Source organism: Paenibacillus sp. FSL F4-0122 (assembly GCF_038002845.1).
GTDB classification, from domain to species: domain Bacteria; phylum Bacillota; class Bacilli; order Paenibacillales; family Paenibacillaceae; genus Paenibacillus_AQ; species Paenibacillus_AQ odorifer.
The window spans coordinates 5072650-5097347 of the sequence record NZ_JBBODI010000001.1 but is presented as its reverse complement, the minus strand read 5'-3'; the positions used below and the strand labels follow the sequence as shown (position 1 = coordinate 5097347).

Here is a 24698-nt window from a genome sequence, read left to right as displayed (position 1 = left end):
TTCGCTTGCTTATTTATTTATTTATTTGTTTGTTTACTTAAATGCCTTAACTTCAAGCGTACCAAGGCTTCTTACAACTTAAAGTTTCGGAGCGGCTTTCCGTACCGTACCAAAACATGCCATAAGAGTTTTAATTCTTGAAGTACTTCTTTTTCTGTTCCTCGGTCCCGCCATGCTGAAGGATCATGCTTTAAGTGCATAGCAGCAGATCCAATCATGCTCGCATCAATATAACCGTGATGAGCAATACGCTTAGCCAAGGAGGGCATCGTAGGCCCTCTAAAATCTGAAGGCACTTCGTCTACCCACATCGCGAATCCCATATGCCAATAGAGTTGGATGGCATACTGTAAACATATTTGCTCCAGGATTTGCCCTGTTGGAGTGCCCTTGAATGAAGGATCGGCTACTAAGATTTCCACATCTTCCTTTAGACGGATATTTCCATGAACCTGCGCTTCAATATAGTGGTTAAGATTACGTTTAGCTTCACCCTTTGAAGGGTCTGTAAACGGCATTGTGAGGTTGACCCGAAGATGGTCGACTAATTTTTGTGATTGAAGATCTTTTTCCCCTAGAGCGGAATCTCTTAAGAAAATCTCCTCTAGTAATGCCGCCATCATATCATCAAATTCTGCAAATGTTCCTTTCTGTACAGGGTTTTGATGCGAATCCATATAGGTGTATGTACTGCGATAAGAAACCTCAGGGGATAGGAGGAAATAGCAGGAGCCAAAGCGCGGAGCTGGCCCATCCGAATGACGCATCAAATCAAGAGCGCCATATTTAGGGCGTTCGCTATTCGAAGCACCCTCTTGTTGGTATGCCCCTCCAAATAGTCTTTCCTCCCACAAATCACGTTGACCGCCCGGATAGGCTGATACACTACCACTGGATAACAAGGTCTCAAATTGGCTCTTGTACACGCCTTGCTCCAATAGCGCCTCTGCAACACTTTTCTTTACCGGATCTAGTCGATCTGGATGGAAATGTAGAGCAATCTTCGCATGTGACTTTATTTTGACCACAGCATCTTCAAACTCTTCCCGATCCACATTAGACATTTGAAGAATTTCATGGATAGTCTGAACTGCTTCACTTTTTCGAGTTCGCGCGTAATTCGTAACATATTCTAAAACCGATAATTGTGACTCCGATAGTTCCTCAGTGAACTGAGACTCTCTTATTTTATTGGCATTTGCATCGCCTTTCCACTCCATTGCTTATTCACTCCTTTCTAGACCCAGTCCATAAGAAAAGAGACTTGATTTCTCCTCTCACTGTATCAAACGCTTCTTCACTTGAAACTTCATATCCTTACAATCGCGGAATCCGATAACTTTACGTGGATCTGGAATGATATAAATTCAAAATAGTAATCAACTCGATTTGCTCGTAAGGTGCTGTCAAATAGGGACTCAAAACAAATACTATTCAGTTAACCCTCAGTGTCACAACCACTCAACTATAATTAGAGCGTCTCAGCCAATTTCTGAATCTTTGAGTGAGAAATTAAATATACATTGCCTATAATGTCGATTTTGCTGTCCTTCACACGTACAGCACCATCTTTGTCTGCCGCCACATAAATATCCATTTTATTCGATAAAGGGAAACGCTCCTCAATCATCGCGGTGTTATCATGATCAAAATGAGCTTCAAAAGAAAAGTGATTAAGAGCCATACCTTCACAAACAGTGCATTCATCCACATATTCATCAGACATGTTCATCCCACCAGCACTTGTTCCCATTACAACAGCATTGCTTTTTTTAATCAAATCCGATAATTCATATTCCGTCACAAGGTGCTTTTGGTCGCGAGCCGTTCCACCACATAAAAAAACGACAGAGGCATTTTGAATTAATCGCTGGGCATCTTCCTTCTGCGTGCGGTCATCAATGAAATGATATTCATCAAAATAAATGTTAGCCTGATTAAACCATGTCCTTTCAAAAACACTATCAATATTAACTTGTTCATCACTAAAATCAGACGATTCAGCGCTAATCATAACGAGCGATTTTCTGTCTGTTATATCCTCATGCAACACATTGACTAACTTCTCAGAAAAACCCTTATCATAAAACCAATCTAAGTAATAGTGAGTTTTCATCCGTAATTACCTCCATATGTAATATTTAAATTTATCCATTATGTTTATCAAAATCCATAGTGCCAGACAAGATAAAAATGTCTATAGTAATATAAATTTAGAGGCATAATCAAGGTTTTTTATCTGCGCTTGATCCACACTAAGCTTATCCGGAGTGGAAATAGGCCACGTATTTTTGTTCTGCACCGATTATCTTCACCTCCTTTTATACCATGGATATCGTACCATATAATGGAATTCAATAAATCTTACAAATTGATTAAAACAAAAAAATGCCAGCATCATTAGTACCTTCGGTGAATAGCAAAAAGACTTACTCGAGGGATCGATCCCTTCAAGTAAGTCTTTATTTCTAAAGTTATAAAGATACTAGTCCCTTAAACGAAAACATACTCCCCATCACCAATCCGAATCGTCTTCCCTTTCAGCTCTAACGAATCCGTTTCAAAAACCACCTGCTTGAATTGGTTCTCGTCTCCTTGCACGAAAGCAAATGATCTATCGCCAATCTTAAGGCTGAAGGTATCATCCTCTGACTTCGTAACAGGCAGTCCGAATATGGTTCCCCAATGGTTGGCTGCAGCTTCAGGATCGGAGACATGAAATACAGCACGGACGATTTCGACTTCTCCCGCAGGATGAGGCTTAATGACTCCAGATGATGTTAATCTTTCCACTCGCTCTGTATCCGTTCCGCTCCATTGAATGATGAACGGATAGACCAGTCCCCCAAAGTCACCAGCAATGGTCATCATCCGCCACTCTATTAATCTGCCCTCGTTATCTAGACGCTTACCATCGATAATTGGAGATAATGATAAGCCTGCTGCTTTCAGAGAAGCCGCTACTTCTTCAATATCATCCGTCCGGATAACTACTCTACTTAGAACTTCATGTTCTGGTAAAAGTTCAACTGCATCTTTCACCACTAGATTATGTTCAGTTGCCTTTGCCAGCTCAAGATTCTCAATGCCCAGAAACTCGAGATAGGTTAGCCCAAAGTAACTTAAGGCATTATAGGTTCCCCAATCTTTATGAGATCCTCCTTTAAAAGCAACCAATCCATGAGCTCCAAAGATCTCAACCGGTTTGGCCAAATCATTGACATAGTGAACTAAATGATCCCATTTCATCGTTGCCATGATTACTTCACTCCCAGCTCAGTAGTACGTTTTACGGCTGCCAGAACACTTCTTTGCAGGCCCGCTGCGAAATCACTGTTGTTTAATTCGTACAAGCCATGCATGCCGACACCGCCAGGTGAATTATTAATATCCAGCAGCTGTCGTGGATGCAGCCCTGTCTGTTGCAGCATTGCTACCGATCCCATCATATTCTCCAATGCAACCTTCCAGGCTTGCTCACGCGGCAGTCCGGCAAGTACACCTGCATCCACGAGAGATTCAATGAAATAATAGATATAGTTAGGACCCGCCACACCAAATCCAGTGAAAACATCCATTAACGCCTCATCCAGATATTGTACTTTTCCAAAGCCAAGTAAAAAATGATCCACTTGATCACGAGTAGCATAAGCATTTAACGCTACACCGCTATAGCCATATCCTGTATCGGTTAAAGTATTGGGGATAACCCGGATAATGGACCGTTCAGCTCCAAAATACCCAGCTAATTGATCATTCGTCACACCCGCCACAATCGATACGATAGCGGCAGAAGCTGTAGCGAATTGTTGTACGATTTGACCAAGTGTAGTTAAATCATCCTGTGGACGAACTGCCACTACTATTACATCTGCTGTAGACAGGTTATGCTCTTGTGAACTCTCCGTATCTACACCATATTTGGTATTCAAAAACTGCAGCCGCGCTTCATTAATATCCGATACACTAATTTGATTTACAGACAAGGTGTTATTCGCTATACATGCGCGGATGATCGCTTCCGCCATCTGTCCGCCACCAATAAAATGAATCTTTTCTTTGGTCACTCCGTTCACTTCCTTAATTAATTGTTGTCCCAAGCTTCAGGTAGAATGAAACCATCATATTTTTCTAATCCATGAATATATTCTTCAAACTCTTTGGATTCATAAGCAGCTTTCAAATCTTTAGCCCACTGTGAATTTTCATCCTTTTTATTAACCGATACGATAATTCTGTGTTCCATAGGTGTGTTTTCTATTTTCAAAGCATCCGTAATCTTTCTGTCCGAATTGGCAATATAATTACCGTTTACAACGCCATAATCAACATCTTGAAGGGAGACAAGGATTTGAGCTGGGTCCAGTATTTTAATATCAATATTATATTTATCCGGTTCCATACTATTAATATTGAAATCCGCTACGCCCGCCCCTTCTTTAATTTTGACCCAACCCAATTCTTCCAGAATACGTAGTGCACGCTCTTGGTTTACCGGATCGTTCGGAACAGCTACGGTTGTACCGTCTTTAACATCGTCTAGCGTGGTATGATTTACAGAATAAAGACCTTGTGGAGCACCTGGAACATAAGCAATTCCGACCATATCTGCATTGATTTCTTCGTTAATAGCCTCCATATAAGCTGTACTTTGGAATATGCTTGCGTCAATGGAGCCTTCCTTCATTGCTGGATTGACCTGCATGTTTTGCGAGAAGGTTTTAATGTCAACGGAATACCCTTGTTTCTCTAGAATCGGTAGAATCGATTGGCGGAATTGTTCCTCATAGGTTCCGACACCAAATCCAACGGTAAGTTTTTTCTTATCTCCAGAATCCCCCGCCTCTTTATTGCCACAAGCCGTCAACACTGCAAGAACACCTATCATCATCACTAACATTAACTTTTTCATACTTACTTCCCCTATTCCAATATAGATTTTTTAAATTGTGCCAACGCCTCATCCGTCACATTGAGTGGGATTGCGCAATTTGGAGATAGAATAAACGGCTGGTCTTTCATTAACTTTAATGCATCTTCAGCCTGCTGCTTGATTTGGGCAATATCGTTTACCGCAAACAACCCATGATCGACTCCCCCCACTTTAGTAGCTTTGAGATTTGCCTCTAACCCTGGATTCCCCTTGGCTATCGTATCCCAACTGATCCCGTCAATCCGATAATCGTTGAACTTCTCAGGCTGGGCGTAAGCTCCACAAGTATGAAGAATGTTTTTTCCATAGCTTGCTGCTTCTAACACAATAGAATCATAAGGTCTGGACAGCTCATCAAACATTGCTTCATCAAATAATCCTGGGTGAGCTGTGCCCGTCACTGCGTAGAACAAACCGTCAGAACCCGCTTGCTGTAACTCTTGTACATAATCGGCTAAAGTTAAGGAAATCGCATGTAGCGCATGGTGTGCTGCCGCACGATGTTCTTTAAACAAGGATTCCAAAGTTACCGGGTGCTCAATACCAAACACCGTTTTAGTAACGTAAGCAGAACGTCCTACAATAAATAGCAGCACTGTTAATGGTGAAAATACCGTCTGGATTAGCGGGGTATCTGGTAACCCTTGGCGAATTTTTCTAACCGCATCTAAATGCTCTGCCAAAGGGGCTGACTGGACTGCCTTTTTAACATCGATATCCCACAGACTAGCCGCTGTTGGAATAGCCGTCGTTTGCTGTCTCGGAAATACGGTCTGATAATCCGTAAAATCGTATTGATTCCCCCAAGCTTCCGCCAGATAAGTCGCTCTTGGATTAATCTTGACCCAATCCCAATCATATTTTTTCGTAAAAGAAATCGTAGTTTCTGCTAAATCATCTGCAGTTTGTTCTTTGTCGATAAAATGGCGCCAACCACTTCCGATTGGACGATCCGCCCGTTCTCCTGATAATAATGCGTTAAAACGATCTTGCTTACTCCATTCACTCATCTGTCGAGTCCCTCCCAGAATATGTAGTAACTAGTAACGGCGAATTTTTCTTGCTAGCGTGTTGCCTAAAGATTGAATCCCTTGCACTAAAATAATGAGGATAATCACGGTGGCTACTACGACAACAGTGTCAAAGCGTTGGTATCCATATACGATCGCCAAGTCTCCCACGCCGCCTCCCCCTACCGTTCCAGCCATTGCAGTTGCACCTATCAGACCAATCGTCGCTGTTGTAAGAGACAGGATTAAGGATCCAACCGCCTCTGGCAATAAAAAGTACCAAATGACTTGAAAAGGAGTGGCTCCCATCGCCTCAGCGGCTTCAAGGATTCCCGGATTCACTTCAAGCAGTGAGTTCTCTACCAACCGCCCTATATAAGGTGCGATATAGATAATCAAGGGTACGATCGCTGCGCTTGTCCCAATTGAAGTATGAACAATCAATCGTGTGAAAGGCACAATCGCAACCAGTAAAATAATAAAAGGTAATGAGCGAATGATGTTGATAATCGGATTTAGTACGGCGTAAAGCGCTTTGTTCTCCAAAACCCCACCCGGACGAGTGATGACAAGCAATATCCCAAATGGGATCCCAATCAGGGAGCCAACAAACAAGGAGAACCCTACCATTTGAATTGTTTCTATAATCGCCTGCAGAAATTGATCACCTGTTACTGTGGTCGAAAACATTAGATTCTACCTCCTCTACACCGACTCCATTTCTTGTTAAGAAAGATAATGCATTGTTAATCTCTGCTGCCTCACCATCGAATTGAATGATCACTGTTCCCAGTGTTGTTTCTTGAATCTCCGTCGTATTCGCAAATAAAATATTGACCTTTATATCGCAGGAGCGAATCATTTCAAACAGGATAGGCTCAGAGGCACTTGCTCCCACAAAATTAAGCTTGTACAGCTGACTTCCGGGTTCTGTTTTGATAGATTTCCGCACGCTAGAGGTCATGCTATTTTGAATAACCGTCTTCACGAAATTTTGCGTGGTCAGATGTTTTGGACTTCCGAATACATCTAGAACACTTCCTTGCTCAATAATCCGGCCTTCTTCCATGACCGCTACCTTGTTACAAATCTCTTGAATCACGGACATTTCATGTGTAATGATCATCACGGTAATGTTGTATTCAGCATTGATTTTTTTTAATAGCTGTAAGATAGAATGTGTGGTCTGTGGATCTAAGGCTGAGGTCGCTTCGTCACATAAAAGGATAGACGGATTCGAGGCAAGCGCTCTAGCAATCCCGACACGTTGCTTCTGACCACCTGATAACTCACTCGGGTAACTCCCCGCTTTGTCACTTAATCCAACAAACTCTAGCAGCTCCATTACCCGCTGGCGGATTTCATTTTTATTCTTTTTTAGGAGAACTAGAGGGATCGCCACATTATCAAATACTTTTTTAGATTCTAGTAGATTAAAATGTTGAAATATCATTCCGATATTTTTCTTAGCGGTACGCAACTCTTTATCGTTGTATGTTCCCAAATCACGTCCAGCGACCATAACTTGTCCTTTGGTGGGTCTTTCCAAATAATTGACTAAACGAATTAATGTACTTTTCCCAGCACCGCTATAGCCGATAACCCCGAATATATCGCCTTTTTCGACCTTTAAATCGATTCCTTTAAGAGCATCAATAGTGATCCCTTTCCGAGTGAACGATTTGTAAACATTCTTTAATTCAATCATTTCCATTCCCCTCAATCATATATAGGATTAAGCTTCCTTTTGCAGCTTCACCAGCGCTTGTTCTGCCAATAAAGCGAAATACTTAGCAGCTGGTAATATCGCAGCTTCATCAACATCGAAACGAGGGTGATGTAAGGGATAGGCTGGACCTGATCCTATATTCACAAAAGCACCCGGTATCTGTTGTAAATAAAAAGAGAAATCTTCTCCACCCATCTGTGGAGGAATATCATGTACTTCATAGCCGAAATCTGAGGCGATCTCTTTGGTAAAGTCCGCCCATTCCCCATGATTTATCGTTGCGGGTGGACCTGGATACCAATGTAACTCTGCCTCTGCCCCAGCTCCCGCAGCAATCCCTTCGATAAGACGAGTCATTTGTATCGGAATATTGCGGCGAATCTCTTCATTGTAAGTTCTTACTGTACCTTCTAATTCGACTTTTTCCGGCAATACATTCCATGTGAAGCCTCCATTAATTCGGGTAACACTTAACACTACTGGTTCCGTGGTGCTGTTTTGACGACTTACGATGGTTTGTAGAGCGGTAATGATTTGAGCCGCAGTTACAATCGTATCCACACCTTTTTCAGGATAAGCAGCATGAGCGCCGACACCTTTTATTGTAATTTCAAACCGGTCAACACCGGCTGTTAAAGCTCCTGTTCTTGTTCCAAAAGCTCCTGTAGGCAAGTCAGGTGAATTATGGAGACCAAATATAGCCGCCACATCCTGGAGTCCTCCCGAGGCTAAGACACTTTCCGCCCCATGCCCTGTTTCTTCCGCGGGTTGAAACAATACTCTAACCTTTCCAGGTAATTCACTTTCACGAGCCTTTAATAATAATGCAGCACCTAAAATAGTAGCCGTGTGAAAATCGTGACCACAGGCATGCATCTTTCCTGGGATCTCTGAGGCAAAGGACAATTCAGTTTGTTCCTCTATGGGAAGTGCATCAATATCACAACGAATGGCCACTATGGGTCCGTGACCCTGCCCGATCTCTGCGATGAGTCCGGTTTGTAAAGGCAAGTCAAGGATGTGAATATTGGCTTGGGTCAGCCATTCCCGTAATTTTGTTGTGGTTTTAAACTCTTCATACGCTAATTCAGGCTCACGATGCAGGTTTCTGCGAACCTCTATTAATTGATTAGCTAAAGCTTGCTCAACCTCATTTAGTGGTTTCATAGGTGATGTACTCCCCTTTCGTTATGCTTCCAGCTTTTCTTCAATCCCTTTGATGCGATCAAGCGCAGTCGATAGACTGCTTAAAATATGATCTTGCATGGCTTTTTCAGCACCATCTTCATTTTTAGCAGCGATCATTTGTAAAATAAGATCATGTTCTTCATCCGCTTGTGTGTTCCAATCCCCATGCATAGAGACGAATCGACAATAACGAAGCGAATGATCTCTTAATTGATTCAGAACCTTCTCGAAGGTTTTTAGTTCGCTGATTTCTGATAAATAATCATGGAACTCAAATCCATATGTAACAAAATTCTGATTATCACCAAGCTGGAACGAGTGTTTCATTTTTGTAATCATCGTCGTTAAGTTCACAATATCTTTCTCTGTGGCATGCTTAGCTGCACTTCTTGCAATATAGCCTTCAAGCATGCTGCGAATAAGAAATATTTCTTCAACCTCTTTACGGGTTACTGAAGCTACCCGCAGTCTTCCATTTGGCTGTCGAACCAGAAAATCCTCGTTCTCCAATCTCTGTATCGCCTCTCTTAGAGGTGTGCGGCTGACTCCGAGCAAGGTCGCCAAATTTTCTTCATTTACAGGTTGATTCGGTTCAAACTCGCTATCAATAATTTTTTGTTTTAATTCATAGTAGGTATTATCCTTTGATAACCTTCGTGATCGTATGGCCATTTCTATACTGCTCCTCATCGATAATATGTGGGGTCCGAACCCCAATAATATATTTGTATAATTGTATACAATTATTAGTTAAGGATTGATTAGTTAGTTACATTCCCTTCCATACCGTTCAAGCTTTTTTATACTATATTCCAATTATTCCACCTAGTCAAGTAGGAATTAAAAATCAATCTAATCCCCTCTTTTCAACACAAAAAAACCCTACAACCAACAAGGGTCGTAGAGCTATTTTTGAATAAATAAATTTCAGAATTAGAAGGAAATAATCCCCGAGGTATGGAGCAGCACTAGGAACACTAGGATCGGCGCCACATAACGGAGCATAAACAGCCAAACACGGAACCAGCGTGCCTGTAGTCCAGCGGCTTCCGCTGCACCTTTCCAGAAATAACCGGCGAAGATGGTAATCAGCAGACCTCCAAGTGGCAGCATAATGTTAGAGGTGATAAAATCCAGCCCATCAAATAGAGATTTGCCACCAATCGTTAGCTCCGGGAACATTCCCAGTGACATCGCTAAAGGAATACTAAGAAGGAAACAGATCAGCGTCAAAATCCAAACCGAACGTTTCCGGCTCCAATTCCAGCGCTCCATTGTGAAGGATACAGGCACTTCAAGCAGCGATACAGCTGAGGTTAGAGCAGCAATCGCCAGCAAGATAAAGAACAAACCGCCGAAGAGCGCACCAAAAGGCATAGCCGAGAAAGCGGCTGGCAAAGCGATAAAAATCAGCGAAGGCCCCTGATCAGGAGCAATACCAAATGAGAACGTCGTCGGAAAAATAATCAAGCCTGCGATAAAAGCATATAACAAATCTCCCGCACCGATTGCGATGGCAGCGGTACCCAGCGATTGTTTTTTATCAACATAAGATCCGTATGTCAGGAGAATCCCCATCCCGAGCGATAATGAAAAGAAGGCATGTCCCAATGCAACTAGCGCAGATTCCGCTGTCAACACTGAAAAGTCCGGTTTTAGGAAAAAGGATACCCCTGCGGATGCACCCGGTAAGGTTACCGCGCGAATCATTAACACTACAAGGAGTACGACCATACCAGGAATTAATACTTTGTTAAATTTCTCAATTCCGCCTGATACGCCAAGGATGACTACACCCGCCGTAATTAAAATGGCTATCCCCTGCCAAACGATCGGCATATATCCGGAGACAAACGAATTGAATTCGCCTGCATAATCAGTAGTGCTGAATAGTTGTCCATTAAAAGCAATCATCGAATAGTTCAGCGTCCAGCCAGCAACAATAATATAAAAGGAGAGAATTAAAAACGGCGCAAGCACCTGCAACATTCCAGCTGCAAACCAACTCTTCCCGCCTCCAGCCCGCATAAAAGAGGTCGCCGCGCTACCACGCCCGCTGCGTCCGATAGCCAGTTCTGCCAACAGCACCGGTAACCCTATCAGCACCAAACAGACGATGAAAAGAAGGAAAAAAGCTGCCCCCCCATTTTCTCCTGTAATATAAGGAAACTTCCACATATTCCCTAGCCCAACCGAGCTGCCGATGGCGGCAAAAATAAAGCCCGCGGAAGAGAAGCGTTCCTCCTTCTCCGAGAGAAGATTTTTGTTACCCTTAATTTGATTCATTATAACGCCCCGTTTTCTTTTTTAGACCTCATTATAGCTTAAGTAACAAAGCACGTCATATGGAAATTTTCTGACTATTCTTATAACTACTCAAATTTTCTGTTTGTAAACGCTTATATTATTCATTCAGTCACTGAATCTTACGAAGAATTATACTACTAACTCCCCTTTCTCATTATATCCACAAATGTCCCGCCCCATTGCTTCAATAAAACGAATTGTCTATATCCTGACGATATCTTTTAACAAAAAAGGCTCCCTCTAAGGGAGCCTTTTCTAAACATTATTTGCGGACAGAGAGAATGAACCTCTCAAGCTTAGCTGTATCGGTTATGCTCCGATTACATTCCAGATTATCCAGACATACGTATTGACCCACAGCAGAAATATTATCCGGCGAAACGTTCACATTCTTGGTCTTAACATAAAAGAATGCCAGCTCATGATGCCGATTACAGAACATGCAGTACCCTTTTTTGTGCGTTGGTGTGATTCTACCCTCAATACCAATGAACTGTCCTTCGTACGGATAGATAATGAATAATTTATTACTGGCAATATCTATCCAACTCAAATATGTTATGTTGCGATAGTCGATGAGTTGTAGATCAGGTACTTTCAGTTTCTTATTCTTAGGGAATAGCTTCTGAATCTGCTTCAGCGTAATCGTCGGATATGACTCTAGGTATGGTTCTAATTCGCTAAGATACCTCTGGAAATCTTCTGCAGTTTCGAAGGTCGATATTTGTTCCAGCATCTGCATGTGATTCTCCGTAAGAGAAGGAAATGCCTCAATAATGTTCGTAGCAGCACTATATCTTACAGTCTCCAAGACTCTGCGATCCGCAACGGTTCGCAGGGTATGCAGAACAAATTTCGTTTGTTTCTTAATTAAGTTATATTGATGGTTTCTAATAAATGGTGTACACATCGCTTTTCAGCCCCTTATTTATATTAAAAGTTCATAAGGTGCAAAGCCCATTTATAGAAACGATAAAATTAAGTTGGGCGATATATCCATCCATCGCACCTCACGCAAAGTATCGCCCTATATTAGGCTTTGCGTGAGGAACTTCTAGCTAATGGGCATTTCAACATTAGCACTGTACCACCTCCGAGCATATTTCATGCCAAAAGTATAGCACCGTATTTTAGAAGGCGCAATTCATCTCGGGTGTCTATTTTGCATGCCATACCTACAAAAAAAGGGAGCTACATGGACTAGTCCAGTAACTCCCTCTTTTTTGACTATTCTTTTACAGCGCCCACTACGATCCCTGTTACAAAATAACGTTGCAGGAATGGATAAACCAACAATATCGGTAGCGCACTTATGAAAATCTGTGAAGCCCGTATGGTACGTTGAGATAAGTTAGCTACGGCTGACGGATCAAGCTTAGACATATCTGCCTGAACGATAATGGTCTGCATAAACGTCGCCAGCGGCAGCTTATCCGAATCTCTGATATAGATTATACCGTCAAAATAAGAGTTCCAATGACCCACCATCATGAATAGGGAAACCGTTGCAATGACTGGTAAGGAGACTGGTAAATATATTTTCAAAAAGGTCTTAAAATGTCCTGCCCCATCAATAAAGGCCGCTTCCTCAAGGTCCTTAGGTACACCACGGAAGAAGTTCAGCAGCAAAATGATGTTAAATACGGCAACCAATCCAGGTAGGATAAGTGCCATCAAAGAATTCATCAGCCCAAGCTTTAGAATCAGGATATATCCCGGAATCAGACCCCCACTGAACAACATGGTTACGACAAAATACCAAAGATAGATATTACGCGCCCGGAAAACTCTAGTTTCCTTAGAAAGAGCATAGGCTGCAACCGTATTTACTACCAGTGCAAGTGCTGTTCCTAGTATTGTCCGCTCTACCGACACCCACAGGGATGTAAGAAAATTAGTGTTGTTAAAAGTTTTTGCATAGGCCTCCAAAGTAAAGCCAATTGGCCAAAAGGTGACCAATCCAGCATTGGCTGGGGCGGACGCACTAAGAGATACCATGAGTAAGTGATACAATGGCAGCAAGCAGAGCACCGAAAGGATAGTTAGGAGCACATTGTTGAATATGCTAAATATTCGATATGGAAGGGTTTTATGGTACATTTGTTGTCATCCTTTCTAGAAAATTCTGTACCCTGCAAATCTATAGGCAAGTCGGTATGAAATAACGATTAGAATTAAACTAATTGCCGATTTAAAAAGATTAACTGCGGTCGCAAAGCTGAATTGTCCGCTCAGAAGACCTTCTCTGTACACAAAGGTATCAATGATATCCCCTTGTTGATAGATCAAAGGACTATATAGGTTAAATACCTGGTCAAAGTTGGCGTTCAATACATTGCCCAGTGCCAAGGTCGCAATTACAATAGCAATTGGAATAAGTGCTGGTATGGTAATATACATCGTTTGCTTCCAGCGACCTGCCCCATCCACTTCAGCAGCTTCATAAAGTGATGGATTAATGCCGGATAGCGCAGCTAGGAAAATGATCGTGTTGAAACCAAATTCTTTCCAAACATCACTGGCTATGATGGTAAATCGGAACCAGTTGCCGTCCCCTAGAAAAAAGATCGGTTTTATGCCGAAAACGGACGAAATAAACTGATTGACGATCCCTGTTTGTGCTAGGATATCGATCAGAATTCCTGAAAGGGTAACCCAAGACAAGAAATGCGGTAGATAGACGAGTGTTTGAATAGATCTTTTAAGACCCATATTCCTTACCTCATTGAGCAACAAGGCGAATATAAAAGGAATAATCAGGTTCAAAACAATTTTGGAGCAAGCAAAAAACAGTGTATTCCAAGTAATTTGCAGGAAATAATCGTTCTCCCACATGTACCTGAAATGCTTAAGTCCGACCCATTCGGAATCAAAAAATCCTAATGCAGGCTTATAATCCTGAAATGCCATGAGTATTCCTGACATGGGGATATAAGAAAAAATAAAAACCATAATTGCCGCCGGTAATACCATGAAGTGGAGCACCCATGGTTGTTTATAGCCTTTTTTTCTTTTTCTTTTTATACTTGGTTTATTTTCCAGGCCTACCTGCTGTATTGAATTAGCCTCCATAGCTCTCTCCTGTTCCCAAAAAAAATATTTTGTGTGTGATGGGGATCTCTGCTATAAATAGTATCAGGCGTTTCTCAGGTTTGACTATATAACATTGTTAGGCTTGATATGGTTTTATTAGGACATCATCTGGAGGGTACATTTATGAATATTTGGAAGCGCTTTACATCCCTGAGAGAATTAACACAATCGCGGTTTAGTTTGTTTGCCAAAATAAACTGCCTGATCATACTCTTGTTCATCCCCATCATTATCATGTATACCTTTTCAAATAACGTCACCTACGATGTTGTGAGTAAAGAGCTGCAGGTGTCCAATACGAAGCAGCTCACTTTTCTGTCCAGTCAAATTGATTCACGTATTAATCAGATGATGGACTTCACCCTTATCCTTTCTAGAGATCCAAATGTCAGAGCCTTCAACGGATTAAACATTTGGGCTGATCGATATGATCAGATGCAAACCCGGTATGTCATTCAGGAAAAGATGGTGCTTCAATCCGGGGTTGCAGATATTTGGCCTGCCAGATATGCCGTACATTCACAGCAAAATAAAGATGTCATCTCCAACTACAATCGAGCATTTGGGTATGATGAGGATTACTTAAAAAGAAATATGAGTGGAAAATGGACGTATGGCGATCATAGCTTGGAATCTAAAGACGAGCTAAAATCCTTCTACTGGTTCTATACAGATTCCTTAGCTCAGCCGGGGATGTTGACGGGAAGCAACTTGGTGATTGAAGCCAGCTTCAGTTATGAGAATATTCAGAACATGCTGGATACGTACAAGGAAGGTGGACAAGGTGATCCTTTTCTCTATCATAAAGGGAACTCTCCGATTCTGAATCGCAGTGCGGACAAGCAGTTATCTGAAGAACTCATTCGTTACCTGGATAAACACTCACCTGAGAACACTACGCAGGATGTAGTCAAACTCAATGGCAAGAACTACCTGGTCAGCTCTGTGAAGTCCTCCTATTTGGATTGGAATTTAATAGATGTTGTCCCTCTATATCAAATCCTAAAACCCATTTCGCTCAGTCAGGATTTGTTCTATATCTCGATGATTTTGCTGTTTGTTATGGGAATTTCCGCTTCCATATTACTATACAGAAATGTTCAGTACCCTATCAAAAAGCTAATTAAAGGCTTACGGCGCGTGCAGCGTGGAGATTATTCTGTACGTCTTCATAACGAGGGCCGGAACGAGTTTTCGTTTCTATTCCATCGCTTTAATGATATGTCCCATCAAATTCAAGACCTGATAGAGAATGTGTTCAATGAGAAAATCCGTGCCCGCGAAGCTACACTTAAGCAGCTGCAGGCGCAAATCAATCCGCATTTCCTCTATAACTGCCTTGGTTATATTATCAATATGGCCCAGATGAAGGATGAGGACGCTGTTGTCTCAATGGCTTATAATTTAAGTGCTTACTATCGTTATACTACCCGAATGGAACGGGAAACCGCGTCACTGGATGAAGAAATCAAGCTGCTCGTCAACTATTTGGATATTCAAAAGCTGCGCAATGCCAGAATTGATTATCATATCGAAATCCCTGAGAACATGTTAAGCCAGTCTGTGCCACGTCTAATGCTTCAGCCTATTGTGGAGAACTCAGTCATTCACGGAGTGGCCAAATCGTATTCATCGGGTGAGATTAGCATTAGTGGTGAGATTTCGAACGGCTTCTGCAAGATTTATATTGATGACGACGGGCCTGGCTTGAATCCGGAGCAGTTAGAAGCTTTGAATCGTAAAATGCAGGAGCCATTGCAGGAAGAAATGGGCTGTGGGCTCTGGAATACGAATCAGCGGATCATGCACCTGTTCGGTAATCAATCCTGTCTAACCTTTAAACCATCCCCTCTTGGAGGTTTCCGAACAGAGATTATCTGGGAAATCCCTACGGAGGATGAATATTCTAAATTTAAGAATCATCAAGGAGAATAACAACATGCAAATGATTATAGTAGACGATGAAGCGCACTGGGTAGATAATCTTGCCATGACTAAACCCTGGCATACGCTAGGAATTGAACAGGTGCATAAAGCGTATTCGGCACGTGAGGCGCTACAAATTATCGATACCAACCCGATTGATATTGTGATCTCGGATATCCAAATGCCCGAAATGACGGGAATTGAATTAATAGAGCGGATAAGAAAACGTGATAAAAAGATTAAATGCATTATTTTATCAGGCCATTCGGAGTTCGATTACGCCAAAAAAGCACTCCAGCATAATGCTGTCGATTATTTGCTTAAGCCACCTACCGATGATGAAATTATCGGTGCAGTCAAAACTGCCATCGAACAATTGAACACAGAATGGGAACTTATCAGTTCGCTTAAACGAACCCAGTTTACCCTACGGGAAAATCTGCCGCTTTTACGTGGTCAACTGCTGCTTGATGCCTTGCAAGGTCATCAATTTCAAGCTGGCGAATGGGAACGGAAGCTCGTAAATTATGATTTGCCCTTCCATTCTGGCGATTGCGCTTTGATGCTTGTACGCATGGAAGAAGAATTTAGCCATTATAACAATAATGATCAAACCTTAATTGAATATGCCATCATCAATATGGCTGAAGAGATTATGGGTGAATTCATGCAGGTCTGGGGCGTTAAAGAAGAACATGGATATCTTGTGTTTCTGCTTCAGCTTAAAGAGAAAGGATCCGACATCGGCAAAGAAACCATCCTAGAAAAGCTTTCTTTACAGCTTCAGTATAAGGTTAAGCAATTTCTGAAAGGTTCCCTGTCCATAGTAATCACCGAGTGGTTCCAGTTTCCCGAGAAGGTGTCGAGCCGTTTCCGTCAGGCTACAGCTTATTTCCGGCAGATCGTGGGAGACGAGCGCGAATTCGTAATGCGGGTCAGCGAATTTGAACCTTCCACCACCCAAGGACCTTTGGATGCCCTTTACACCCCGCCGACACTAATTCACCTGCTTGAAAGTGGGCATTGGGATGCTGCGGAAGAGAAACTACTCGCTGTCTGCGCGGAGCTGGATGAGAAATGGTCTGAATCGTGGGAGCATTGCATGGAGGCAGGTTTTTTAATCACTGCATCCTTCACGAATCTCGCACACCGAAATGGACATACTCTAGCTAACTTAGTGGGAGACGATCTCGGTTGGTTGCAAAGCGGTGAAGCGTTCTCGACCATCGGTAAACTTAGAAAATGGTCCCTCAGCATCCTGAGCAAATTGAAAGAAGGAACGTCTAACGAAATTAAGGACATCAGGTCTGAATATGTGAAAAAGATTCAAGATTTCACAGACAAAAACCTGCATTTAGATGTTTCATTACGGGTTCTGGCTGACCATGTAAACCTCCATCCGACTCATTTATCAAAAATTTATAAGATTGAAACGGGTGAAGGAATAAGCGATTATATCTCGCGCCTGCGCATGGATCGGGCCTGCCATAAGCTGAAAACCACTTCTAAAAAAGTCTATGAAATCAGCATGGAGATTGGCTATATGGACCCTGCTTATTTTATAAAAGTATTCAAACGACAGTTCGGAGTAACACCGCAGGAATATCGAGACAATAATAAATAGCATGATAGAGTCCTATCGAAACTAAAAATCTCATATAGATGCCATCCCCGACTAGTTGTTAAAGTTACACTTGTAAAGATCATACACAGTAGGGGGAATTAAAGAATGATCAAGTTCAAAAAAATGTGGTCGTTGTTAACGGTCACAGCACTTATCACACTCACAGCCTGTGGCAGTGGCGGCGGAAATAATGAAAACGCCAAACAAAACAATACCACATCGTCTGAGACTAGTTTATCTGAAGCAGATGCTGCTTTTGAAAAAGGTAAATACGATCCACCCATCGAGTTCAGTTCGGTATTGATGCCGAAGAAATATGTTCAAGGCGATACAAAAGAAAACAATGTTCACGATCGCTGGATGCTGGAAACACTGGGCATGAAGCATAAAGATACTTGGTATCCTGCCAATGACGATCAATACAGACAAAAGCTTCAGCTTGCCATTGCTTCTGGCGAAAAGCTGCCTGACTTCGTTTCTGTACCAACCAATGCAGTGTTGACCAATCAACTGATTGATTCCGGTCAGTTCATTGCTATCGATGAGTTGTTTGACAAGTATGCTAATAAAATTCTAAAAGATCATGCTGCAGCACACCCAGAACTTTGGTATCCATTCACAAAAGACGGTAAGAAATACAATATGCCGATCCTTGAATATACCGATAATGACGATACCCTTCTCTGGTTACGGGAAGATTGGATGGAAAAGCTGAACCTTCAAGCTCCAAAAACAATCGCCGATCTTGAGATCATTATGGACAAATTCAAGAACGAAAACCCTGACGGTCTAGCACCTAAAGATGTTTTCCCACTTGCGATTTCTTTGAAAAACAATACAAACACCTGGATGGGCCAACTAGACTGGTTATTCGGTGCTTACGGTACGATTGAAGAACAATGGAATAAAGATGCCGACGGCAATCTAGAATACGGTTCCATAAATCCTGGAGCTAAACAAGCCCTTGCTAAGCTTAGTGAGTGGATGGAAAAAGGTTATATTCACACAGACTCCGCACTTTGGGATGAAGGTAAATCTGCTGAAAGCTGGACAAAAGGCGCCGCAGGTATTCTACCAGGGGCAAACTGGGTTCCAGACTGGCCAGCTCCCGATCTTATGAAAAATGTACCTGGAGCGAAGATCAAAGCTTATCCGGTTCCAGCAGGTCCAGACGGACTCATCGGTACCAAATGGCAGAACTCTGGGGTAAACGCTAGTATCATGATTAACAAAGATGCTAAGCACCCTGAAGCAATTTTCTTATACTACAACTACTTGCTTGATAACCTAGCTAATCCTGCAGCTGGTAGTGAATTTGAATACGGCTTTGCTAAAGGCTACGATTGGGACATGATTGATGGAAAGCCTACTAGTGATAAAGAGAAGATTAAAGACTTCTCCAATGAGTTTCCTTTCTTAACTGGACCGGCTCGTATTCCTGATCTGTTCATGAAGACATTGGTTAAACTTGCTGATGGTGAAACACCTGTAACTCCTTATGAAAAACAAATGGCTGAGTTCCGTAAACCGGAAAACTGGGCCGCTGCAAAAGTTGTTATGTCGCAAATAGACATTCGTAGACAGAACTATTTCACTGGTGCTGCGACACCAACGATGGTATCCAAATGGAATCTGCTTCGTCAATCCGAAATGGAAACCTTCAACAAAATCATTTACGGCAAGCTTCCAGTAGATGCCTTTGACTCCTTTGTTTCCAACTGGAAAGCAAATGGTGGTGACCAAATCACCAAAGAAGTTAACGAATGGTTCAAGTCTGTATCCACCAAATAGACTAAAGTAAATAAAACAAGCCGGAGCGTGTTCCTTACGCTCCGGCTTGTTTTTTTATGAATTCATCATTAACTTTCGCCCGCTAGAATCCCTTTCAAATACCCCGTCAACTCTTTTGCCGCTTGTTCATGAGCTAATGCTCCCGGATGACTTCTTGCCCCTATGGTCTCATCCGTCATATTTGGAAGCTGCAACACTGAAACCTGCTTGTCCCCTGTTTTCTTGCTATAAACATCGACCGCTCGGTAGATCGCCGGCATCATGGGGATACCAAGCATCCCGTATGCCCATACGAGATGTGCATGTTGATTATTTTTTCTAAGCTTCATCAGAAATTTCTCGGCGGCATCGACAAAAGCTTGTATATCATCCTCATGATAGGTCCCGTCTTCATTTAAGCGTTGTTTATGGCTCTCCCCTGTTACCTCATCTTTCCATTCTGGCGATTGAAAAGCGCCCCCATCATTTGTTCCTAGATTAACTACCACAACATCTGGCTGCCAGGATTCAAAAGAGTGTTCTTGAAAAGCTCCTAAAGCTTCGTTCTTTGCTCCAGTTAGAAGACCACAAACCTGTTCATAACCATCAGGGATATTACCGTGCGGATTATTATCCCAGCTAGTAAGGACACCCCAGCCACTTTGAGAAATAACTCTATATTCTGCATTTAAAGCATCTGCCGTCATACTAGTATAGTTGTTAATGGCGCTAAACCACATTGGAATCCAGTCTTCTTCAGCCTTGGCACCTATACTTCCTTCTCCGGATGTTATACTGTCACCTATGAACTCTATCTTGTGGGGTTTGTCCGCAACGGGCAGAAATTCCCCATCCATCTTCACCGCATGTATCTGCAAAGAGCAGCCAGAGTCTCCACTCATTGCCTGCACATCTTTTACAATACGGACATTTTTCACAACACGATCATTCATGCCTCTAAATACACAAATCCAATACCGGCCTGCTACTAACATTTGTCTGCTTACAGGAACGGAGTTGATCAGGATGCTAATCCAAGGTTCATAAACATCATAATCTGCTTCTACTTCAAGCCATAGCTCAGAACTTTTAACATTTAATTCGACCGCACTGCCTGTCCAAAATAACGTTAGTGGAGAAAGTAAACCTGTTGTTCTGCCGTGAATTTTCAGATGTTCGATATCAGCTAATGTATGTACCTTTAAGTTTGTATTCTGCTTCATAAAATCCCTCCTAAATTACTACTAGAATCCTAATCTACACTTCTACTTCACTACTTCTTCAATACTATCTTATAATCCTTTTCCAAATAGCATATAGCATATAGCATATACTCTGCCTCTGGTACAATAGAATTAAATGAGGTCATGAACAAAGGTGGGATTGAAGTTGAAAGTTATACCTAACTGTATTACACTTGGCAGAATTATTTTGGCAATCATGCTGTTATTCTTCGAGCCCCTAAGTTCGCCCTTTCTTGCAATTTATATCCTTTGCGGAGTCACCGATCTGATAGATGGTCCAATTGCCCGAAAATCAGGCACAACAAGTCATCTCGGAGCAAAGCTGGATTCTGCTGCCGACACAATACTAATCGGGATCAGCTTATTTACTTTGTATCCGCTTCTAAGTCTCACACTCGAATTCATCCTATGGATCTTCTTGATCGCGGTCATCCGCTTAACAGCGATAGGGATTGCCCTTCGCAGATTCAAAACTTACGCAAGCATCCATACCTACGGCAATAAACTCACCGGGCTCCTCCTATTTGTAACTCCTATATGGCTTTGCCATAGTAACCACACCATTTGGACAACCAATGTCTGTATAGTTGCAACCTTATCCGCCGTGGAAGAATTGATCATTCAAATCACATCCACTCAATTACAGCTAGACAGAAAAGGATGGTTTTACAACCATCCTAATCAGGAATAATGAAAGACACCGTAGTTCCCACCCCAGAAATACTTTGAATCTTCAAGCCTTGTCCATATAATTGTGTTAATCTCCGATCGGTATTAAGGAGACCAATTCCTTGATCCTTAAGACTTTTTGGCTGTAATAACTTGCTGACTTGAGCTTCATCCATTCCAATCCCCGTATCTGCAATGATAAAATGAACAGCCTCCGCATGTGTCTCGATGTGAATACACAAGGTTCCACCTTTTGCCCGACTTAAGATCCCATGCCGGACGGCGTTCTCGACCAGTGGCTGAATCGTCAGCGGAGGAATTAGAAGCTGGAGATTCGCGTCTACTTCCCATTCAACTTGCAGCCTCTCCTCAAAACGCTGCTGCTGGATATATACATAATTCTCGACCAGCTCCAGCTCTTGCGACAGCGAAACAAGTTTGCCTGCATTTAAGAAGTCAAAGCTGATCCGCAGATAAGTAGTGAACGCATCTGAAAGATCTTTCATTTTGACAGTGTCAAAATCACTCAAGGACATAATCGAATTTAATGTATTAAAGAGAAAATGTGGATGGATCTGCGCTTGTAAATAAGCAGCCTCCATTCTCAAACGATCATTGACTGCTTGCTTCATAGAAGTGAGCGACGAAGCACGATACTTCAATTCCATGGCATCTACTGGCTTGGTTACATAGTCATTAGCGCCAGCCAAGAAACCTGCGTAGACATCCTCCTGTTCACTCCGGGCGGTCAATAGAATAATAGGAAGTTCATACATCGTAAACCGCTCGCGTATCAATCTTGTCAATTCATAACCAGACATGCCCGGCATCATCACATCAGCGATAACCAAATCGAACTGCTCATGATGCAACATATCCAGCGCCTCACGGGCTGAAGTCGTTGTATCAATCCGATAAGCTCCATCTGATAAAATATTTTGCAAAACTTTTAAATTGACCGAATCATCATCAACTGCCAGCACATGTATGATATCAGCGTCTGTATCGAGCTTCGAGAGTGGCTCTACTTCCTTTGTATTATAGGTGGCAGCCACCATAGCTGATTTCTCAGCAGTTATCCACGTGCTGAATGGTGACAATGGATCCGAATCTTTTTCTGCATAGACATCCGGAATGGATGACTGCAAGCTCCCTTTGGCTACAGGTAATTTGAAGCTGAACTTACTTCCCTGACCCGGCTGCGATTGCAGCAATAATTCACTGCCATGCAGTTCGACCAGCTCCTTACAGATGCTTAGTCCCAGCCCAATGCCGCCTTGACCGTAAGCCCCTTGTTCATAGCGCATAAAAACACGCTTTTTCAAAGCTTCATCCATGCCTACTCCTGTATCCGTAACATGTATCCATACATCCCCACCCACTTGTTCTGCGGCCAGTTCAACACTTCCCTGTTCGGTGTACTTTAGTGCGTTATGAACTAAATTAATCAGAATCTGCACCAATCGCTCCTCATCCGCATAAACACGAGGCAGTTTCTCATCTATAGACATTCGAAGCTCTACCTTCGTCCCACCGGTTAAGAAGCGTAACATATCCAGTACACCTTCAGCCAATGACCTCACTTGCAAGACCTTTATATTCATCACAATCCGCTTATCCTGCAATCGCACAACATCAAGCAAGTCATTCAGCATAAGCGACATCCGGCGACTGACCATAATTAGCAATTCCATGTCACGCTGGCTCTCTTCATCCAGCACATGTTTTTTTCTTGTTAACACACTTTGGGCAATATTCATAATCCCATGCAGTGGAGTGCGCAGCTCATGTGACGTATTGGCTAGAAAACGGTCCTTTAATTTATTGGATTCCGCCAATTGAGCGTTCAGTAACACATTTTGATGGGATTGATGAAAATATCTCCTAAACCAATAGGCGGAAAATGCGGCAAGGGCAGCTATTAAATCTACGGGATAAAACATAAATTGTGAGCTACTGGCATAGTAGACAGCCCCCCACAACATATTATTTAGTACTGCTAACACTGAAAACAATAAAAATAGAGCACCTTCAGCTCGTAAGGATACCATCTTCCAAAAATAATATACCGTCCAACACACTGGAACGTAATACAGGATCATGTAATACCCTTTTCCGATGATATATAACACTGCCTCTTCAGGACCTACAATAATAAATAAAGTAAAAATGAGAACTGACAGGATGTAACTATAAAACGCCTTGCCTTTCCGTCGATTCCCCAATAGTTCTCTTCCCATCAATAAAAGGAATAGACAAAACCCTATATACGAAAGAACCTTTAACCTCAACATCCAGGCAAAATCAACATGAAGAAACCGGAACATTAGTCCATTATGTTCAACCCCAATGGATACAGCCGCAGCGACCATCATGAGGAAAAAAATAATCAGCTCTGTTTTTCGTACATCCATCAGATAGATAATCAATAAATACAACCCATGTAGAAGAAGCATGACCCCTACGACTAGCTGCAAGCCAATGGAATTCCAGTATATAGTGTCTACTTCATGTTGAATGCCAAACTCCACGGACCGAATTATGCCCCCTTTTAGTGGAGACTCATAGTTTGACGTCCGAACAAATAGATCCAGATGCTTCTGATCTGTAGGTGTATAACTGATTAAGAATGCTTTCGTCACATAAACATGCTCTTCCTTCTCGTCAGATAACACACCAAACCGTGCGAGCACTGTTCCATTGATCTCCACTTCAGAAGAAGTATAGATGGACTGGAACCAAAAGCTTAGCGGCTCAGACAAGGGTTGATCTAGCAAAATACGCATATGATAAGTTCCGTATCCATATGCCTTTTTTTGCTCTGAAGGATTAAATGCGGTACTCCAGTTACCCGGCACCTGAAGCATTTGGCCTTTTAAAACGCTATCCACATTGGCGGCATTCACCCATTGTTCAGGATAAAACTCCCATTCTCCATCCAATGGAAAAGAGCTTAGTGATTCAAGGTCTACTCCCCGCAAATCGAGCACACCTTGCTCCACTACAGGAGGATTAGACAGAGTAAAATGATTGTACCAGCTCCAGCGTATTGCAATCAGCAGGCAGATGAATACTACTATGTACAACATATGACTTAACTTAATTTTATTCTCCGAAGTTCTCATAGACTCCTCATTCGTCAATAGTATTTAATAGTGCTATATCCCTATCTCCAACTTTGAGCAATACAGTATGATTATACTAT

Annotated in this window: 20 protein-coding genes; 4 read left to right on the top strand and 16 right to left on the bottom strand. The window is 42.2% G+C overall.

The window, feature by feature from the left end:
- Positions 1-71: 71 nt before the first annotated feature.
- From MHH49_RS22185 to MHH49_RS22120, 14 genes are all read right to left on the bottom strand, one after another.
- Entirely contained in the window at positions 72-1220 is a 1149-nt protein-coding gene (locus MHH49_RS22185; protein WP_341138491.1) for a DUF3626 domain-containing protein, read from the bottom strand.
- 251 nt (positions 1221-1471) lie between these two features.
- A complete protein-coding gene (locus MHH49_RS22180; RefSeq protein ID WP_341138490.1) occupies positions 1472-2116 on the bottom strand; it encodes a Type 1 glutamine amidotransferase-like domain-containing protein in 645 nt (214 codons plus the stop codon).
- Between the two features lie 377 nt (positions 2117-2493).
- The gene (locus MHH49_RS22175; RefSeq protein WP_076223167.1) at positions 2494-3258 is read right to left on the bottom strand and encodes a VOC family protein; all 765 of its coding nucleotides are present in this window, start codon (positions 3256-3258) and stop codon (positions 2494-2496) included.
- 2 nt (positions 3259-3260) lie between these two features.
- A complete protein-coding gene (proC, locus tag MHH49_RS22170) occupies positions 3261-4067 on the bottom strand; it encodes a pyrroline-5-carboxylate reductase (RefSeq protein WP_341138489.1) in 807 nt (268 codons plus the stop codon).
- A gap of 17 nt (positions 4068-4084) precedes the next feature.
- Positions 4085-4912 (bottom strand): MetQ/NlpA family ABC transporter substrate-binding protein, encoded by an 828-nt coding sequence (locus tag MHH49_RS22165; RefSeq protein WP_036688665.1) that lies wholly within the window; start codon positions 4910-4912, stop codon positions 4085-4087.
- A gap of 11 nt (positions 4913-4923) precedes the next feature.
- A complete protein-coding gene (locus MHH49_RS22160; RefSeq protein ID WP_326047667.1) occupies positions 4924-5943 on the bottom strand; it encodes a uroporphyrinogen decarboxylase family protein in 1020 nt (339 codons plus the stop codon).
- A gap of 30 nt (positions 5944-5973) precedes the next feature.
- Positions 5974-6633, bottom strand: coding sequence for a methionine ABC transporter permease (locus MHH49_RS22155; RefSeq protein ID WP_036688669.1), 660 nt, complete (start codon positions 6631-6633; stop codon positions 5974-5976).
- Entirely contained in the window at positions 6608-7651 is a 1044-nt protein-coding gene (locus MHH49_RS22150; RefSeq protein WP_341121929.1) for a methionine ABC transporter ATP-binding protein, read from the bottom strand. The genes MHH49_RS22155 and MHH49_RS22150 overlap by 26 nt, the downstream gene beginning before the upstream one ends.
- A gap of 27 nt (positions 7652-7678) precedes the next feature.
- The gene (locus MHH49_RS22145; protein ID WP_341138488.1) at positions 7679-8839 is read right to left on the bottom strand and encodes an amidohydrolase; all 1161 of its coding nucleotides are present in this window, start codon (positions 8837-8839) and stop codon (positions 7679-7681) included.
- 21 nt (positions 8840-8860) lie between these two features.
- Positions 8861-9532, bottom strand: coding sequence for a GntR family transcriptional regulator (locus MHH49_RS22140; RefSeq protein ID WP_341138487.1), 672 nt, complete (start codon positions 9530-9532; stop codon positions 8861-8863).
- Positions 9533-9793: 261 nt separating this feature from the next.
- Positions 9794-11146: a sodium-dependent transporter gene (locus tag MHH49_RS22135; RefSeq protein ID WP_036688675.1), complete on the bottom strand. Its 1353-nt coding sequence runs from the start codon at positions 11144-11146 to the stop codon at positions 9794-9796.
- A gap of 283 nt (positions 11147-11429) precedes the next feature.
- A complete protein-coding gene (locus MHH49_RS22130) occupies positions 11430-12077 on the bottom strand; it encodes a FusB/FusC family EF-G-binding protein (protein ID WP_094901181.1) in 648 nt (215 codons plus the stop codon).
- Between the two features lie 317 nt (positions 12078-12394).
- Positions 12395-13267 carry a carbohydrate ABC transporter permease gene (locus MHH49_RS22125; protein ID WP_036688680.1) on the bottom strand — a complete coding sequence of 291 codons (873 nt, stop codon included), beginning with the start codon at positions 13265-13267 and terminating at the stop codon, positions 12395-12397.
- Positions 13268-13282: 15 nt separating this feature from the next.
- The gene (locus tag MHH49_RS22120) at positions 13283-14239 is read right to left on the bottom strand and encodes an ABC transporter permease (RefSeq protein ID WP_036688682.1); all 957 of its coding nucleotides are present in this window, start codon (positions 14237-14239) and stop codon (positions 13283-13285) included.
- Between the two features lie 144 nt (positions 14240-14383).
- On the opposite strand from MHH49_RS22120, the gene MHH49_RS22115 reads away from it, so the two are divergent.
- The 3 genes from MHH49_RS22115 (at position 14384) to MHH49_RS22105 (ending at position 19601) form a co-directional block, all read left to right on the top strand.
- Positions 14384-16195 carry a sensor histidine kinase gene (locus MHH49_RS22115; RefSeq protein ID WP_036688684.1) on the top strand — a complete coding sequence of 604 codons (1812 nt, stop codon included), beginning with the start codon at positions 14384-14386 and terminating at the stop codon, positions 16193-16195.
- A gap of 4 nt (positions 16196-16199) precedes the next feature.
- Entirely contained in the window at positions 16200-17810 is a 1611-nt protein-coding gene (locus tag MHH49_RS22110) for a response regulator transcription factor (protein WP_036688687.1), read from the top strand.
- A gap of 105 nt (positions 17811-17915) precedes the next feature.
- Positions 17916-19601, top strand: coding sequence for an ABC transporter substrate-binding protein (locus MHH49_RS22105; RefSeq protein ID WP_036688689.1), 1686 nt, complete (start codon positions 17916-17918; stop codon positions 19599-19601).
- A gap of 68 nt (positions 19602-19669) precedes the next feature.
- On the opposite strand, the gene MHH49_RS22100 is transcribed toward MHH49_RS22105, so the two are convergent.
- Positions 19670-20803, bottom strand: a complete 1134-nt coding sequence (locus MHH49_RS22100; protein WP_341138486.1) for an SGNH/GDSL hydrolase family protein — start codon at positions 20801-20803, stop codon at positions 19670-19672.
- 166 nt (positions 20804-20969) lie between these two features.
- On the opposite strand from MHH49_RS22100, the gene MHH49_RS22095 reads away from it, so the two are divergent.
- The gene (locus MHH49_RS22095; RefSeq protein WP_341138485.1) at positions 20970-21515 is read left to right on the top strand and encodes a CDP-alcohol phosphatidyltransferase family protein; all 546 of its coding nucleotides are present in this window, start codon (positions 20970-20972) and stop codon (positions 21513-21515) included.
- Here MHH49_RS22095 and MHH49_RS22090 read toward each other — a convergent pair.
- Positions 21502-24618 (bottom strand): ATP-binding response regulator, encoded by a 3117-nt coding sequence (locus MHH49_RS22090; protein ID WP_341138484.1) that lies wholly within the window; start codon positions 24616-24618, stop codon positions 21502-21504. The genes MHH49_RS22095 and MHH49_RS22090 overlap by 14 nt on opposite strands.
- Positions 24619-24698 lie beyond the last annotated feature (80 nt).